16 protein-coding genes are annotated in these 12,969 nt (G+C 60.9%); 7 read left to right on the forward strand and 9 right to left on the reverse strand.

The features are described 5' to 3' along the window. Positions 1-39: 39 nt before the first annotated feature. Positions 40-1,344, forward strand: coding sequence for an MFS transporter (locus M2497_RS01115; RefSeq protein WP_248485526.1), 1,305 nt, complete (start codon positions 40-42; stop codon positions 1,342-1,344). A gap of 38 nt (positions 1,345-1,382) precedes the next feature. Here M2497_RS01115 and M2497_RS01120 read toward each other — a convergent pair whose 3' ends face one another. The 4 genes from M2497_RS01120 to trpB all read right to left on the reverse strand — a co-directional run bounded on the left by M2497_RS01120 (position 1,383) and on the right by trpB (position 5,827). After that, entirely contained in the window at positions 1,383-3,041 is a 1,659-nt protein-coding gene (locus M2497_RS01120; protein ID WP_248485528.1) for a BBE domain-containing protein, read from the reverse strand. A gap of 173 nt (positions 3,042-3,214) precedes the next feature. Beyond that, entirely contained in the window at positions 3,215-3,655 is a 441-nt protein-coding gene (locus tag M2497_RS01125) for an anti-virulence regulator CigR family protein (RefSeq protein WP_248485530.1), read from the reverse strand. A gap of 136 nt (positions 3,656-3,791) precedes the next feature. Next, entirely contained in the window at positions 3,792-4,601 is an 810-nt protein-coding gene (trpA, locus tag M2497_RS01130; protein ID WP_248485537.1) for a tryptophan synthase subunit alpha, read from the reverse strand. Beyond that, positions 4,601-5,827, reverse strand: a complete 1,227-nt coding sequence (gene trpB, locus M2497_RS01135) for a tryptophan synthase subunit beta (RefSeq protein ID WP_058424396.1) — start codon at positions 5,825-5,827, stop codon at positions 4,601-4,603. Before trpB ends, trpA begins: the two co-directional genes overlap by 1 nt. A gap of 110 nt (positions 5,828-5,937) precedes the next feature. Between trpB and M2497_RS01140 the strand changes: the two genes are divergently transcribed. Then, positions 5,938-6,834 carry a LysR family transcriptional regulator gene (locus M2497_RS01140; RefSeq protein WP_248485539.1) on the forward strand — a complete coding sequence of 299 codons (897 nt, stop codon included), beginning with the start codon at positions 5,938-5,940 and terminating at the stop codon, positions 6,832-6,834. Here the strand turns inward: M2497_RS01140 and M2497_RS01145 are convergent. Further along, a complete protein-coding gene (locus tag M2497_RS01145; protein WP_003170746.1) occupies positions 6,831-7,157 on the reverse strand; it encodes a DUF883 family protein in 327 nt (108 codons plus the stop codon). The two genes, M2497_RS01140 and M2497_RS01145, sit on opposite strands and share 4 nt — an antisense overlap. 156 nt (positions 7,158-7,313) lie before the next feature. Between M2497_RS01145 and M2497_RS01150 the strand changes: the two genes are divergently transcribed. Then, a complete protein-coding gene (locus tag M2497_RS01150; RefSeq protein WP_248485541.1) occupies positions 7,314-7,529 on the forward strand; it encodes a dodecin in 216 nt (71 codons plus the stop codon). A 115-nt stretch (positions 7,530-7,644) separates the two neighbouring features. Continuing rightward, complete coding sequence (locus M2497_RS01155) at positions 7,645-7,869, forward strand: DUF1161 domain-containing protein (protein ID WP_248485543.1); 225 nt, start codon at positions 7,645-7,647, stop codon at positions 7,867-7,869. A gap of 61 nt (positions 7,870-7,930) precedes the next feature. Here the strand turns inward: M2497_RS01155 and M2497_RS01160 are convergent, their stop codons facing one another. Continuing rightward, complete coding sequence (locus tag M2497_RS01160; RefSeq protein ID WP_248485544.1) at positions 7,931-8,932, reverse strand: LLM class flavin-dependent oxidoreductase; 1,002 nt, start codon at positions 8,930-8,932, stop codon at positions 7,931-7,933. 218 nt (positions 8,933-9,150) lie between these two features. Here M2497_RS01160 and M2497_RS01165 point away from each other — a divergent pair, with 218 nt between their 5' ends. Beyond that, the gene (locus M2497_RS01165; RefSeq protein ID WP_027608131.1) at positions 9,151-9,582 is read left to right on the forward strand and encodes an OsmC family protein; all 432 of its coding nucleotides are present in this window, start codon (positions 9,151-9,153) and stop codon (positions 9,580-9,582) included. A gap of 236 nt (positions 9,583-9,818) precedes the next feature. Beyond that, entirely contained in the window at positions 9,819-10,058 is a 240-nt protein-coding gene (locus tag M2497_RS01170; RefSeq protein ID WP_010207769.1) for a DUF1161 domain-containing protein, read from the forward strand. Here the strand turns inward: M2497_RS01170 and M2497_RS01175 are convergent, their stop codons facing one another. After that, a complete protein-coding gene (locus M2497_RS01175; protein ID WP_248485545.1) occupies positions 10,059-10,481 on the reverse strand; it encodes a hypothetical protein in 423 nt (140 codons plus the stop codon). It abuts the gene before it with no gap. 140 nt (positions 10,482-10,621) lie between these two features. Here M2497_RS01175 and M2497_RS01180 point away from each other — a divergent pair, with 140 nt between their 5' ends. Further along, entirely contained in the window at positions 10,622-11,665 is a 1,044-nt protein-coding gene (locus M2497_RS01180; RefSeq protein ID WP_248485546.1) for an aminopeptidase, read from the forward strand. Between the two features lie 100 nt (positions 11,666-11,765). On the opposite strand, the gene M2497_RS01185 is transcribed toward M2497_RS01180, so the two are convergent. Next, positions 11,766-12,425, reverse strand: a complete 660-nt coding sequence (locus M2497_RS01185) for an HAD family hydrolase (protein WP_248485547.1) — start codon at positions 12,423-12,425, stop codon at positions 11,766-11,768. Next, positions 12,422-12,964 carry a gamma carbonic anhydrase family protein gene (locus M2497_RS01190; RefSeq protein WP_248485548.1) on the reverse strand — a complete coding sequence of 181 codons (543 nt, stop codon included), beginning with the start codon at positions 12,962-12,964 and terminating at the stop codon, positions 12,422-12,424. Before M2497_RS01190 ends, M2497_RS01185 begins: the two co-directional genes overlap by 4 nt. Positions 12,965-12,969 lie beyond the last annotated feature (5 nt).

Below are 12,969 nucleotides of genomic sequence, written 5' to 3' on the forward strand. Positions count from 1 at the left end.
CCTGCAAGCCCTCAATAAACATAAGAAGAGGCAACCCCCATGCACCCTGAATCCTTCACCGGGCAGGCTTCTTTAGTCACGCCTACCAAAAAGCGTTTTTTCATCATGGTGCTGTTGTTCATCACCGTGGTGATCAATTACCTCGACCGCAGCAACCTGTCGATTGCCGCCCCGGCGCTGACCAGCGAACTGGGCATCGACCCGGTTCAGGTCGGGCTGATCTTCTCCGCGTTCGGCTGGACCTACGCAGCCATGCAGATCCCTGGCGGCTGGCTGGTGGACCGCGTGCCGCCGCGCATTCTCTATACGGCTGCGCTGATCCTGTGGTCCATCGCCACCGTGATGCTAGGTTTCGCTGCCAGCTTTATCGCGTTGTTCGTGCTACGCATGGCGGTGGGTGCCCTGGAAGCCCCGGCGTATCCGATCAACAGCCGCGTGGTGACCACCTGGTTTCCCGAGCGCGAACGCGCCACGGCGATTGGCTTCTATACCTCCGGGCAGTTTGTCGGGCTGGCGTTCCTCACGCCGGTACTGGCCTGGCTGCAACATGCTTTCGGCTGGCACATGGTGTTTGTCGTTACCGGTGGCGTTGGCATCCTGTGGGGGATCATCTGGTACGCGGTGTACCGCGAGCCCAAGGACTTCAAAGGCGCCAACGCTGCTGAAATCGAGCTGATCCGCGAAGGCGGTGGCCTGGTGGACATGCAGGAAAAAGCCGCCAAGGCGCCGTTCAGTTGGGTCGACCTGGGGATCGTGCTGAGCAAGCGCAAACTCTGGGGCATCTACCTGGGGCAGTTCTGCCTGAACTCCACGCTGTGGTTCTTCCTGACGTGGTTTCCCACCTACCTGGTGAAATATCGCGGCATGGACTTCATCAAATCCGGCCTGCTGGCATCGTTGCCGTTCCTCGCGGCGTTTGTCGGCGTGCTGTGTTCCGGGATCTTTTCCGATTGGCTGATTCGTCGCGGCGCATCGGTGGGGTTTGCGCGCAAGTTGCCGATCATTGGCGGGTTGCTGATCTCCACGGCGATCATCGGTGCCAACTATGTGGACTCGACGGCCTGGGTGATTGCGTTCCTGGCGGTGGCGTTCTTTGGCAATGGCCTGGCGTCGATTACCTGGTCGCTGGTGTCGACCCTGGCACCGGCCCGCCTGTTGGGGCTGACCGGTGGGGTGTTCAACTTCATCGGCAACCTGTCGGCGATTGCCACGCCGATTGTGATCGGCTTTTTGGCCAGTGGCGATTCGTTTGCGCCAGCGATTACCTACATCGCGGTGCTGGCCTTGCTCGGAGCGCTCTCTTACGTGTTGCTGGTGGGTAAGGTCGAGCGGATCGAGTTGTAAAAAAGGGCGACCTTGCGGTCGCCCTTTTTCCTTTCGGCTCAGGGCACCGACATCTCGTTACGGAACACATTCAGCGGGTCCCAGCGCTGCTTGGTGCGGCGCAGGCGGCTTTCAATCATGAGGTCAGGGAAGAACACCTTGTACCACTGCGGGTTGGGCCCCTTGTTGGGGTCGCCGTCGATAAACAGCATGTCGCGGTCGGGGTAATTGATGTAGCACCCTTCGAACTGGGCATTGACCGGAACGCCGTTGTCGTTGGCAAATGCCGCGAAAAACAGTCCCTGGATCCATTGCGCGTGGGCTTGATCCGAAGCGCTGCTTTCGTCACGCCAGTAGCATTGTGGTTGCCACTTCAAGTAGGACGAACGCTGTGCAACCGATGATTCCCGTCGCACGGCGGCGCTGGCCTGATTGATTTGCCCACCGAATGACTGGATCTGGATCAGGCTTTGAGTCAGCCGCTTATCGGGGTCGTCCCACGTCAGCGTGTCCCAGATCGCCTGCAGCACAGTGGGGGTGAAAATACCCTTCTGGTAGGCCGACTTGTACCGACCACGCTGGTTTGGCCCTGAGCCATTGAGCGTCTGCTGGCAATGCAGCCAATCCATTCGACGCGTCGCGGCCAGGGCAGACGCCAGTGAATTGATCGTCGGCCCTGGCGGGTTGCTGCGTGGCAGGTGGGTCGTTGGGGAAGGACTCAGGCATTCGGTAGCGGAAATGCCGATGGCATTGAGCATCGAGCTGACAAAGTCCTCAAAGGGGGCTTGATCATTCAACTCGCCCTGCTTGTCCACGTAATGAACATCCATCGTGACGTTGCCAGTGTTCTGATGGCGCATCTCCAGTTTGGTTGCCAGGCCCCAGGTGTCCGGGTTTGCCTGGTTGCGGGCAAACCAGTCCTGATAGGCCACCAGCAATCTGTCGAGGGCTGGCTTGGTCAGCAGCGACCAGTCCCACTCCAGCACCAGCCACAGCACTTCCTTGGGGGCTTGGGGCAAACGTTCGAAGTAGTAGCTGGTAATAATCCCGAACTGCCCGCCGCCTGCGCCGCAGCAGGCGGCGAACAGATCCAGTTCGTCCTGTTGGGCGCTGTTGCGGGCGACATGTACAGGGACCAGGCCGTTGCCTTGGGCGTTCGGCACCAGCATGTCGACGCCACTCAACCAATCGCACACCAGGCCATCCTTGCGCGACAGCAGCCCGTAGCCACCGCCGCAAATATGCCCACCCAGCCCGACCGAATAGCACGAGCCGCCGGGCAAGCTCGTGTTGGCCAGCTTGTACAGCGCCACATAGGCATCCCAGTTCTGGCCGCCCGCCTCCAGGCGATAGCTGTAGCGATGAGGCGAGGTGGGCACCAACTCCGAGGCAATCTGCCCCGTGGCGTCGTAGACCACTTGGTTGAGTTGGCTGATATCCAGGATCGAGAGCACTTCGTCGGGACTGTCGGGCATCTTGTTCGCGACAAAGCCTTCATAGCAGTGACCGCCGCTACGCACCGTGATCCGGCCATTGGGGATCGCCAGCGCCTGGGCGGCGGCGTCGATGATGTCCTGGGGGCTATAGCAGAGGTAAATCAAGTTGGCGCCACTTGACGAAGATTCACCCTGCACATTGCCCAATGGCCAGCGCAGGTTGAAACCTTTTTGCAGTGTTGAATGACGACGGTCCGCAGCGGTAATGAGATCAAATGCCATGATGTACTCCAAAGAGCCAAGAATGACTTCTGATGCGGCTAACTTAACGACCGGGAGGGCAAGGAATGCGGGGCTTGCGCAGGCGGTTAGACGGCAATAGGCATGAAGTGCGTTGAGGGAGGACGCAATGTCCACCCTCAAGCCTAGCGGAAAAAGGTGAAGGCGCCGGGGGGTTAGTTGAGTACGCCGTCGAGGATCTCGTAGACGATGCCCGTGCCCACCGCGATCAGCACCACATCCGGCCCCGAACGGCGCCACTCATAACCCGGGTACACCGGCAGGCGCGCGAGGGCGCGGTTGTCTAGGCGTTCGCCGTAGTAACCACGGGGCAACGGCTGGCCACGTACCAGGCGTACATTGGGCGGCGGCGGTGCGCCACGGGAGAACTGGCCGTGGTTGTCATGGATGATCTGGCGTACCGGGCCGAAGTCCTGGGGCGGGCCGCCGCGACGGTTGTCCTGCGGGCCGCGATGGTCGTCGCCATGTTGCTCGTGCTGGCCTTGCGGGCCGCCACGGTCGGGGCCGCCTTGGTCATAAGGCGCGGCTTGCACCAGCGCGCTGGCGCCAAGCACCAGTACGCCAAGGCCTGCAATCACGGATTTGGGCATTTTCATCGGGTATTCCTCAGGGCACGCAAACAAAAAAGGGACTTCGAACGAGGTTCGAAATCCCTTGGTCTTGCTGTTTAGGCCGTGCCCGCGCGGGTTGATTCCTCTGTATCAGGAACTTTACCTACTGCTTACGGGGCCCTTACTTACGGGCGTTACGCACGCCTTCCGACAATGCCGCACACAGGCTCAACACGCCGTCGATGGCTTGCTGGTCATTCTTGGCATTGGCAATGTGATCGATCAGCGCCGAACCCACCACCACACCGTCGGCCAGGCGGGCGATGGCCGCCGCTTGTTCCGGTGTACGGATACCAAAACCGATGCTGATCGGCAGGTCGGTGTGGCGACGCAGGCGGGTCACGGCTTCTTCGACGTGTTCCAGGGTCGCCGCGCCGGCACCGGTCACGCCGGCGACCGACACGTAGTACACGAAGCCGGAGCTGCCGTTGAGCACAGTGGGCAGGCGCACATCGTCGGTGGTCGGGGTGGTCAGGCGGATAAAGTCGATGCCTGCGGCCTGGGCCGGGTCGCACAGCTCGCCGTTATGCTCGGGCGGCATGTCGACCACGATCAGGCCGTCCACCCCGGCTTCCTTGGCGTCGGCGATGAACTGCGGCACGCCGTATTTGTGGATCGGGTTGAAGTAGCCCATCAACACCAGCGGCGTGTCGTTGTTGTCCTTACGGAACTCGCGGACCATCTGCAGGGTTTTCACCAGGTTCTGCTTGGCATTCAACGCACGGATGTTGGCCAGCTGAATGGCCGGGCCGTCCGCCATCGGATCGGTGAAGGGCATGCCCAACTCGATCACATCGGCACCGGCGGCTGGCAGGCCCTTGAGGATCTCCAGGGAGGTGTCATAGCCAGGGTCGCCAGCGGTGACGAAGGTCACCAGGGCGGCGCGGTTTTGTTCTTTCAACTGAGCGAAGCGGGTGTGCAGGCGGCTCATCAGTGTTTCTCCTGCTGGGACTGTTCCATATGGTGCATGACGGTCTGCATGTCTTTGTCGCCACGGCCCGACAGATTCACCACCATCAGATGATCCTTCGGCAGGGTCGGGGCGCGCTTGAACACTTCGGCCAGGGCGTGGGCGCTTTCCAGGGCTGGAATGATCCCTTCCAGGCGGCAGCATTTGTGGAAGGCGTCGAGGGCTTCGTCATCGGTCACCGAGGTGTACTGGACGCGGCCGATGTCATGCAACCAGGCGTGTTCCGGGCCGATGCCGGGGTAATCCAGGCCGGCAGAAATCGAGTGGGCGTCGATGATCTGGCCATCGTCGTCCTGCAGCAGGAAAGTGCGGTTGCCGTGCAGTACGCCCGGTACGCCACCGTTGAGGCTGGCAGCGTGCTTGCCGGTCTCGATGCCGTGGCCGGCCGCTTCAACGCCGATGATCTCCACGCTGGTGTCATCCAGGAACGGGTGGAACAGGCCCATGGCGTTGGAGCCACCGCCGATGCATGCCACCAGGCTGTCCGGCAGGCGGCCTTCCTGGGCTTGCAGTTGGTCGCGGGTTTCCTTGCCGATCACGGCCTGGAAGTCGCGCACCATGGCTGGGTACGGGTGCGGGCCGGCCACGGTGCCGATCAGGTAGAAGGTGCTGTCGACGTTGGTCACCCAGTCACGCAGGGCTTCGTTCATCGCGTCCTTGAGGGTGCCGGTGCCGGCGACCACTGGGATCACTTCGGCGCCCAGCAGCTTCATGCGGAACACATTGGCCTGTTGGCGCTCGATGTCGGTGGTGCCCATGTAGATCACGCATTGCAGGCCGAAGCGCGCGGCCACGGTGGCGGTCGCCACGCCGTGCATGCCGGCGCCGGTTTCGGCGATGATGCGTTTTTTGCCCATGCGCCGCGCCAACAGGATCTGGCCGATGCAGTTGTTGATCTTGTGTGCGCCGGTGTGGTTCAGCTCTTCGCGCTTGAGGTAGATCTTGGCGCCGCCACAGAACTCGGTCAGGCGCTCGGCGAAATACAGCGGGCTCGGACGACCGACGTAATCGCGCTGGAAGTAGGCCAATTCCTCGTTGAACGCCGGATCGATCTTGGCCGCTTCATATTCGCGGGCCAGGTCGAGGATCAACGGCATCAGGGTTTCAGCGACGTAACGGCCGCCGAACGCGCCGAACAGGCCGTTGGCGTCTGGGCCGTTGCGTAGATCGGTCTGGGACTGAGTCATGGGACACTCCAGGAGAGAATGGGTGTGGGAAGCAATGACGGCCACTCTACCCCTGACGTCCTGCGCTGAAAACCGATAAGATCGCCGCAACCTGTCAGGAAAACTCACAGATGAGCCGAGACCTCCCACCCCTCAATGCCCTGCGTGCCTTTGAAGCCACCGCCCGCCTCAACAGCGTCAGCCAGGCCGCCGAGCAATTGCATGTGACCCATGGCGCGGTCAGCCGGCAGTTGAAGGTACTGGAAGAGCACTTGGGCGTGAGTTTGTTCGTCAAGGAGGGGCGCGGCCTTAAACTCACAGATGCCGGTGCCCGTTTGCGCGACGCCAGCGTCGAGGCGTTCGAACGGTTGCGGGATGTGTGCGCCGAACTCACCCAGAGCAGTGCCGATGCGCCGTTCGTGCTGGGTTGCTCGGGCAGCTTGCTGGCGCGCTGGCTGATCCCGCGCCTGGGCCGCTTGAACGCGGACCTGCCGGACCTGCGCCTGCACCTGTCGGCGGGTGACGGTGACCTTGATCCCCGGCGCCCCGGCCTGGATGCCCTGTTGTTGTTCGCCGAGCCACCCTGGCCTGCGGATATGCAGGTGTATGAACTGGCCAGCGAACGCATCGGCCCGGTGATGAGCCCGCGTTTCGCCGGCTACGAGCGGCTGCGCCAGGCGCCCGCGTCGGCGTTGTGTGGCGAAGCGCTGTTGCACACCACCTCACGTCCGCAAGCCTGGCCCAGTTGGGCGCGGCAACACGGCATCGAACCCGGCGCGTTGAAACACGGCCAGGGGTTTGAGCATTTGTATTATTTGCTGGAGGCGGCAGTGGCCGGGCTGGGTATTGCTATCGCGCCGGAACCGCTGGTGGTCGAAGACGTGCGTGCGGGTCGCCTGGTGGCGCCATGGGGTTTCAGCGAAACCCCGGCGCACCTGGCGTTGTGGCTACCCAAGCGCGCCGCGGACGGACGCGCCGGGCAACTGGCGCAGTGGCTCAAGGCTGAGCTGTTGCGCCAGCCGGTTTAGTCACCGCGCTTGCACAGCAGGTAGGCGGCCAGCAGGCCCAGTGCGCCTACGGCAACACCGGCTGTAGTCCATGGGTGCTCTTGGGCGTAGTCCCGGGTTGCAACACCGGTTTCGCGGATTTTAACTTTGCTTTCTTCGTAGGCATCGCTGATCAGGTGGCGGGAATGCTTGAGGGCATTCTCGGCATTGCTTTTCAGGGCCTTCAAGGTTTTGCGCGATTCGTCAGACGCATCGTCCTTGAGGCTTTCCAGAGACTTGAGCAGGCTCGAAATCTCGGCTTCCATGCTTTCCAGCGACGCTTTGCGTAAAGAAGTGTTGGCCATGTGGACTCTCCTGAAGTGATTGAGTGGCGTGTGTAGATACCGACTGCGGCCGTTTCAGAAAGTGCAGTTAATCTGAACTTTCAGGTAGGAATGGTCGCCAGAAGCAGTACGAACATTGACTGCTACGCTTGCTTAACGACCCTTAGGAGAACTGCCATGAGTGATCATCACACCTACAAGAAAGTCGAATTGGTCGGCTCGTCGACCACCAGCATTGAAGATGCGATCAACAATGCTATCGCTGAAGCCAACAAGAGCATCAAGCATCTCGAGTGGTTTGAAGTGACTGAAACACGCGGCCATATCGAGGATGGCAAGGTCGCGCACTATCAGGTCACCCTCAAGGTAGGGTTCCGAATTGCCAGTAGTTGATCGCAACGGTTGAACTTGCTGACTGGCCGATTGCCATAACCTGCGCTACAACCAATGGGTGCCGATGCCGCAAGCGTCGGCACGCTCTTTTTGATCAGCGCAAGGAAAGTAACGGATGAAGAAGTTCCTGTTAGCGGTAGGTTTGTTGAGCATTGCGGGCGCAGCCCTGGCGGCGGGCAAGCCTTGTGAAGAGCTGAAAAGCGAGATTGCGGCGAAAATCGACGCCAAGGGCGCTTCGGGCTATTCGTTGGAAGTGGTGGATAAAGGCGCTTCTACCGACGCTAAAGTGGTCGGCAGCTGCGAAGGCGGCACCAAGGAAATCGTCTACAAGCGCGGTTAATCCCGTGTTCCAGACATAAAAAACCGACGCGAGTGCGTCGGTTTTTTTTCGCCTGAGGGTTTCAGCCCTTCATCAACTGCGCCAGCAACTCGTAGGAATGAATCCGGTCGGCGTGCTCGTACAGGTCGCAGGTAAAGATCAGCTCGTCAGCGCCGGTCTGTTCGATCAGCACCTCCAGCTTGGCGCGGATCTTCGCCGGGCTGCCGACCATGGCCAGGCCGAGGAAGCTGGCGACCGCGTCTTTTTCATGGGGTAGCCACAGGCCGTCCATGGTTTTCACCGGCGGGCGCTGCACCAGACTTTGCCCGCGCATCAGCGCGAGGATGCGTTGGTAGACCGAGGTGGCGAGGTAGTCGGCTTGTTCATCTGTATCTGCTGCGACCAGTGGAATGCCGAGCATCACGTAAGGCTTGTCCAGCACTTCCGAAGGCTTGAAGTGATTGCGGTACACGCGAATCGCCTCATGCATCAAGCGCGGTGCGAAATGCGAGGCGAAGGCGTAGGGCAAACCGCGCTCACCTGCCAGCTGCGCGCTGAACAGGCTGGAACCCAGCAGCCAGACCGGTACGTTGGTGCCGGTGCCGGGGACGGCGATCACCCGTTGGTCGGGCGTGCGTGGGCCGAGGTAGGCCATCAGCTCCGCCACGTCTTCGGGGAAATCGTCGGCACTGCCGGAGCGCTCACGGCGCAGGGCGCGGGCGGTCATCTGGTCGGAGCCGGGCGCGCGGCCCAGGCCCAGGTCGATTCGGCCGGGGTAGAGGCTTTCCAGGGTGCCGAACTGTTCGGCGATCACCAGTGGCGCATGGTTGGGCAGCATCACGCCGCCGGAGCCGACGCGAATCGTCGAGGTGCCGCCGGCCAGGTAACCCAGCAGCACCGAGGTGGCCGAACTGGCGATACCGTCCATGTTGTGGTGTTCAGCCACCCAGAAACGGTTGTAGCCGAACTTTTCCACGTGTTGGGCCAGGTCCAGGGAATTGCGCAGCGACTGCGCCGGACTGCCGTTGGCGCGCACGGGCACCAGGTCGAGGGTCGAGAACTTTACGTCGGACAGCGATTTCATAAGCCTGCTTCTCCAAAAGGGCCGCAGGCTTTTTAGACGAACCAAAACCTGCCGCTTCATGTGCATGCTCTATGCAATGAGGGCATATACCCGAGATTCAATAGCAGCCCAGGAAATTTCCTACTGAATCGCTAGGTTTCTCTTACAAGATGAACTTTGCCGGGCCGACTATCCTCAGAACCCTTACTGACGCAAAACCACCGTTCGAGGAGACCGCTATGAGTATCGTTAAAAAAGCATCCGCGCATTGGGAAGGTGACCTGAAGACTGGCCTGGGCTCCATTTCCACGGAAACCGGCGTGCTGCGTGAAGCGCCTTACGGCTTCAAGGCCCGTTTCGAGGGCGGTAAGGGCACCAACCCGGAAGAATTGATCGGTGCGGCCCACGCCGGCTGTTTCTCCATGGCGTTTTCCATGATTCTCGGCGATGCCGGGCTCAAGGCTGACAGCATTGACACCCAGGCCGAAGTGACCCTAGACCAGGTTGACGGTGGTTTTGCGATCACCGCTGTGCACCTGGTGCTCAAGGCCAAGATTCCGGGCGCGAGCCAGGCGCAGTTCGATGAACTGAGCAAAAAAGCCAAGGAAGGGTGCCCGGTGTCCAAAGTGCTGAACGCGAAAATCAGCCTGGATGCCACCCTGGTCAGCTAACGCAGCAGGTCCAATGTGGGAGGGGCGGTGCGACGATTCGACTTGCCCCCGATGGCGGTCTATCAGCAACAGAGATGTTGACTGACTCACCGCTATCGGGGGCAAGTCGAATCGTCGCACCGCCCCTCCCACATTTAGTTCTGCGTTAGATCAGAACTCGTGTTTTGTCAGTGTGGTCCTATTACCATGCAGCCTAGGCGCACACTCGTGCGCAGCGCATTCAGGGAGCTTCACACATGAAACGTTTTGCCTTGGCAATCATCTGCGGTGTATTGGCCACGTCGGCTGTGGCCGCGCCAAAAGACTGCGAAGAGCTCAGGAAGGAGATTGAGGTCAAGATCCAGGCTAACGCGGTGCCGTCCTACACCCTGGAGATCGTCAGCAAGGAAGAAGCCGACAAGCACGACAGCGCCATGGTGGTCGGCAGCTGTGAGAACGGCACCAAGGCCATCGTCTACCAGAAGAACAACGACTGATCAGATGCAGTTGACGCTGCGTTCTTCTGCGAGCAACTGACGCGCCGAGTCATACAACCGGATGTTGGGTGTGAAGGCCAGCGAGCGCCCTTCCAGCACATAGCGCTGGCCGGCCTGGAAGTGGTCGTATTCCAGGGTCATGAAGCAGGTGCGGTACATCATCTGGCTGAGCCCACCCAAACCGCCGCCGGCGGGGACTTCAAAGTCGAAACGCACCATCAGTTCATGATGGCCGGGCGGCATTTGGAAGAAACGTCCGTCATCCAGGTTCTTGCCGTCCAAGCGTTGCGCCATTACCAGCTTGGACCCCGGCGTCGGCGTGGTGAAATCAACCCACGCCTGCTGCGGGTCTGCCGGTGGCACCGGGGTGGTGGTGCAGGCACTGAGGAACAGGGCGGCGACGGGAAACCAGAGCTGACGCATGGCAGGCACTCACGTAGGAAAGAGTTCAGCCTGATGCCAGCGGCGACAGACTTCTTGTAAGTATAAACACGTCGTGCCATGGAAAAATTCCGCCTGGGCGCGATAGTCTGGCGAGCAAATTACCCAGGAGCGGTCGGGGCATGGTCAGGCGTTTTCTTCCAGGGTTGATGGTTGTGCTGCTCAGCGGCTGTTCCAGTGTCAGTTATTACGGTCAGTTGGCCAGTGGTCAATGGCAATTGCTGCGCGCCCGGGAGCCGGTGGCGCAGGTGATCGCTGACCCTTCCCGCCCAGTGCTGTTGCGCGAGCATCTGGCGCAATCGCAAAAGGCGCGTACGTTCGCCAGTGAACACCTGCATCTGCCTGACAACCAGAGCTACAGGTTGTATGCCGACATCGGCCGGCCTTATGTGGTCTGGAATGTCTTCGCCACGCAGGAGTTTTCCCTGTCTCCCGAAACCCATTGCTTCCCTATCGCGGGCTGTGTGGCCTATCGCGGCTACTACAACCAGGGCGCGGCGCGTGGTGAGGCGGCGTTGTTGAAGCAGCGAGGCATGGACGTGTCGATCGGCGGTGTCGAGGCCTATTCAACCTTGGGCTGGTTCAACGACCCGATCATGAATTCGATGATGAACTGGGGTGATGAGCGGCTGGCCACGTTGATCTTCCATGAGCTGGCGCACCAGCGTTTCTATGTGAAGGACGACACCGAGTTCAATGAGTCGTTTGCCAATTTCGTCGAGCAGGAAGGCACGCGCCAGTGGCGTGCTGCACGGGGCTTGGCGCCGCAGAGCCTGTCGGCGTCGAAGCAGCGTGATGAGTTCATTCAGCTGATCCTCGATACCCGCCAGCGCTTGGAAAAACTCTATGCCCAACCCTTGGCAACTGATGTGATGCGCCAGGCGAAGTCGGCCGAGTTCGAGCGTCTGCGTCGCGATTACCGGCAGCTGCGCGACAGCCAGTGGGGCGGGGACAAACGGTATGACGCGTGGATCAACCAACCCATGAACAATGCGCGGTTGCTACCGTTTGGGCTGTACGACCAGTGGGTGCCGGCGTTTGCGGCGTTGTTTGCGCGGGAAGGTGGGGATTGGGTGAGGTTTTATAAGGCGGTGGAGAAGCTGGGTGGGTTGCCGGTGGTGCAGCGCAAGGCGGCGTTGAGGCAGTTGGAAAGGGGTGCTCTTTAGGGCCTCATCGGGGGCAAGTCGAGTCGTCGCACCGCCCCTCACACATTTTGACCGTGTGCGCCGGTCAATTGTGGGAGGGGGCTTGCCCCCGATGGCGGTCTCAAAGTCGCTGCAAAAACGCCTGATGCATCTGATCCAGCGTTTCAAAATGCCAGGTCGGCGCCTCGGCATTCAGTTCCTCGAAACTACCAAACCCATACCCCACCGCCGCCGAATCCAGCCCATTCTTGTGCGCGCCGATCAGGTCATGCTTGCGATCACCGATCATCAAGGTGGTGGCCGGGTCCAGGCCTTCCTCGCTCATCAGGTGGGCAATCAGTTCGACTTTGTTGGTGCGCGTCCCGTCCAGCTCGCTGCCGTAGATCACCTTGAAGTGCTTGGCGAAATCGAAGTGCCGGGCGATTTCGCGGGCGAAGACCCAGGGCTTGGAAGTGGCGACATAGAGCTGGCGGCCTTGACCGTTCAACGCTTCCAGCAGCGGCATCACGCCGTCGAACACACGGTTCTCATAAAGCCCGGTGACCTTGAAACGCTCGCGATAGAAATTCACCGCTTCCCAGGCCTTGGCCTCGTCGAAGCCGTAGAACTGCATGAACGCTTGCAGCAAGGGCGGGCCGATGAAGTGTTCGAGTTTGGTCAGGTCCGGCTCGTCGATCCCCAGCTTGCCGAGGGCGTACTGGATCGAGCGGGTGATGCCCTCGCGTGGGTCGGTGAGCGTGCCGTCCAGGTCGAACAGGACGGTTTGGTAAGGCAGGGTCATCGGTCGAATCCTTCAGCCAGGTGCAGGTCTTTGAGCTTCACGTAGTTCGCGGCGCTGTAGGTGAAAAAGGCGCGTTCCTTGTCAGTCAATGGGCGAATCTGTTTGACCGGGCTACCGACATACAGGAAGCCGCTTTCGAGTTTCTTGCCCGGCGGCACCAGGCTGCCGGCGCCGATGATCACGTCGTCCTCGACCACGGCGCCGTCCATCACGATGCTGCCCATGCCGATCAGGATGCGGCTGCCGACTGTGCAGCCATGCAGCATGACCTTGTGGGCGACGGTCACGTCGTCGCCGATCAGCAGCGGGAAACCGTCCGGGTTGAACGGCCCGGCATGAGTGATATGCAGCACGCAGCCATCCTGCACGCTGGTACGCGCACCGATGCGGATGCGGTGCATGTCGCCACGGATCACGGTCAGTGGCCAGACCGAGCTGTCGGCGCCGATTTCGACATCGCCGATCACCACCGCCGAAATATCGACAAAAGCCCCGGCGCCCAGGGCTGGCGTGTGGTTCTGATAGGTGCGAAGGGTCACGATAG

This window comes from Pseudomonas sp. CYM-20-01 (assembly GCF_023169845.1).
Classification (GTDB): Bacteria; Pseudomonadota; Gammaproteobacteria; order Pseudomonadales; family Pseudomonadaceae; genus Aquipseudomonas; species Aquipseudomonas azotoformans.

Excerpts from the sequence above, each read along its gene's own strand:
- M2497_RS01115 (WP_248485526.1), top strand. The coding sequence starts at position 40 with ATGCACCCTGAATCCTTCACCGGGCAGGCTTCTTTAGTCACGCCTACC.
- M2497_RS01120 (WP_248485528.1), bottom strand. The coding sequence starts at position 3,041 with ATGGCATTTGATCTCATTACCGCTGCGGACCGTCGTCATTCAACACTG.
- M2497_RS01125 (WP_248485530.1), bottom strand. The coding sequence starts at position 3,655 with ATGAAAATGCCCAAATCCGTGATTGCAGGCCTTGGCGTACTGGTGCTT.
- trpA (WP_248485537.1), bottom strand. The coding sequence starts at position 4,601 with ATGAGCCGCCTGCACACCCGCTTCGCTCAGTTGAAAGAACAAAACCGC.
- trpB (WP_058424396.1), bottom strand. The coding sequence starts at position 5,827 with ATGACTCAGTCCCAGACCGATCTACGCAACGGCCCAGACGCCAACGGC.
- M2497_RS01140 (WP_248485539.1), top strand. The coding sequence starts at position 5,938 with ATGAGCCGAGACCTCCCACCCCTCAATGCCCTGCGTGCCTTTGAAGCC.
- M2497_RS01145 (WP_003170746.1), bottom strand. The coding sequence starts at position 7,157 with ATGGCCAACACTTCTTTACGCAAAGCGTCGCTGGAAAGCATGGAAGCC.
- M2497_RS01150 (WP_248485541.1), top strand. The coding sequence starts at position 7,314 with ATGAGTGATCATCACACCTACAAGAAAGTCGAATTGGTCGGCTCGTCG.
- M2497_RS01155 (WP_248485543.1), top strand. The coding sequence starts at position 7,645 with ATGAAGAAGTTCCTGTTAGCGGTAGGTTTGTTGAGCATTGCGGGCGCA.
- M2497_RS01160 (WP_248485544.1), bottom strand. The coding sequence starts at position 8,932 with ATGAAATCGCTGTCCGACGTAAAGTTCTCGACCCTCGACCTGGTGCCC.
- M2497_RS01165 (WP_027608131.1), top strand. The coding sequence starts at position 9,151 with ATGAGTATCGTTAAAAAAGCATCCGCGCATTGGGAAGGTGACCTGAAG.
- M2497_RS01170 (WP_010207769.1), top strand. The coding sequence starts at position 9,819 with ATGAAACGTTTTGCCTTGGCAATCATCTGCGGTGTATTGGCCACGTCG.
- M2497_RS01175 (WP_248485545.1), bottom strand. The coding sequence starts at position 10,481 with ATGCGTCAGCTCTGGTTTCCCGTCGCCGCCCTGTTCCTCAGTGCCTGC.
- M2497_RS01180 (WP_248485546.1), top strand. The coding sequence starts at position 10,622 with ATGGTCAGGCGTTTTCTTCCAGGGTTGATGGTTGTGCTGCTCAGCGGC.
- M2497_RS01185 (WP_248485547.1), bottom strand. The coding sequence starts at position 12,425 with ATGACCCTGCCTTACCAAACCGTCCTGTTCGACCTGGACGGCACGCTC.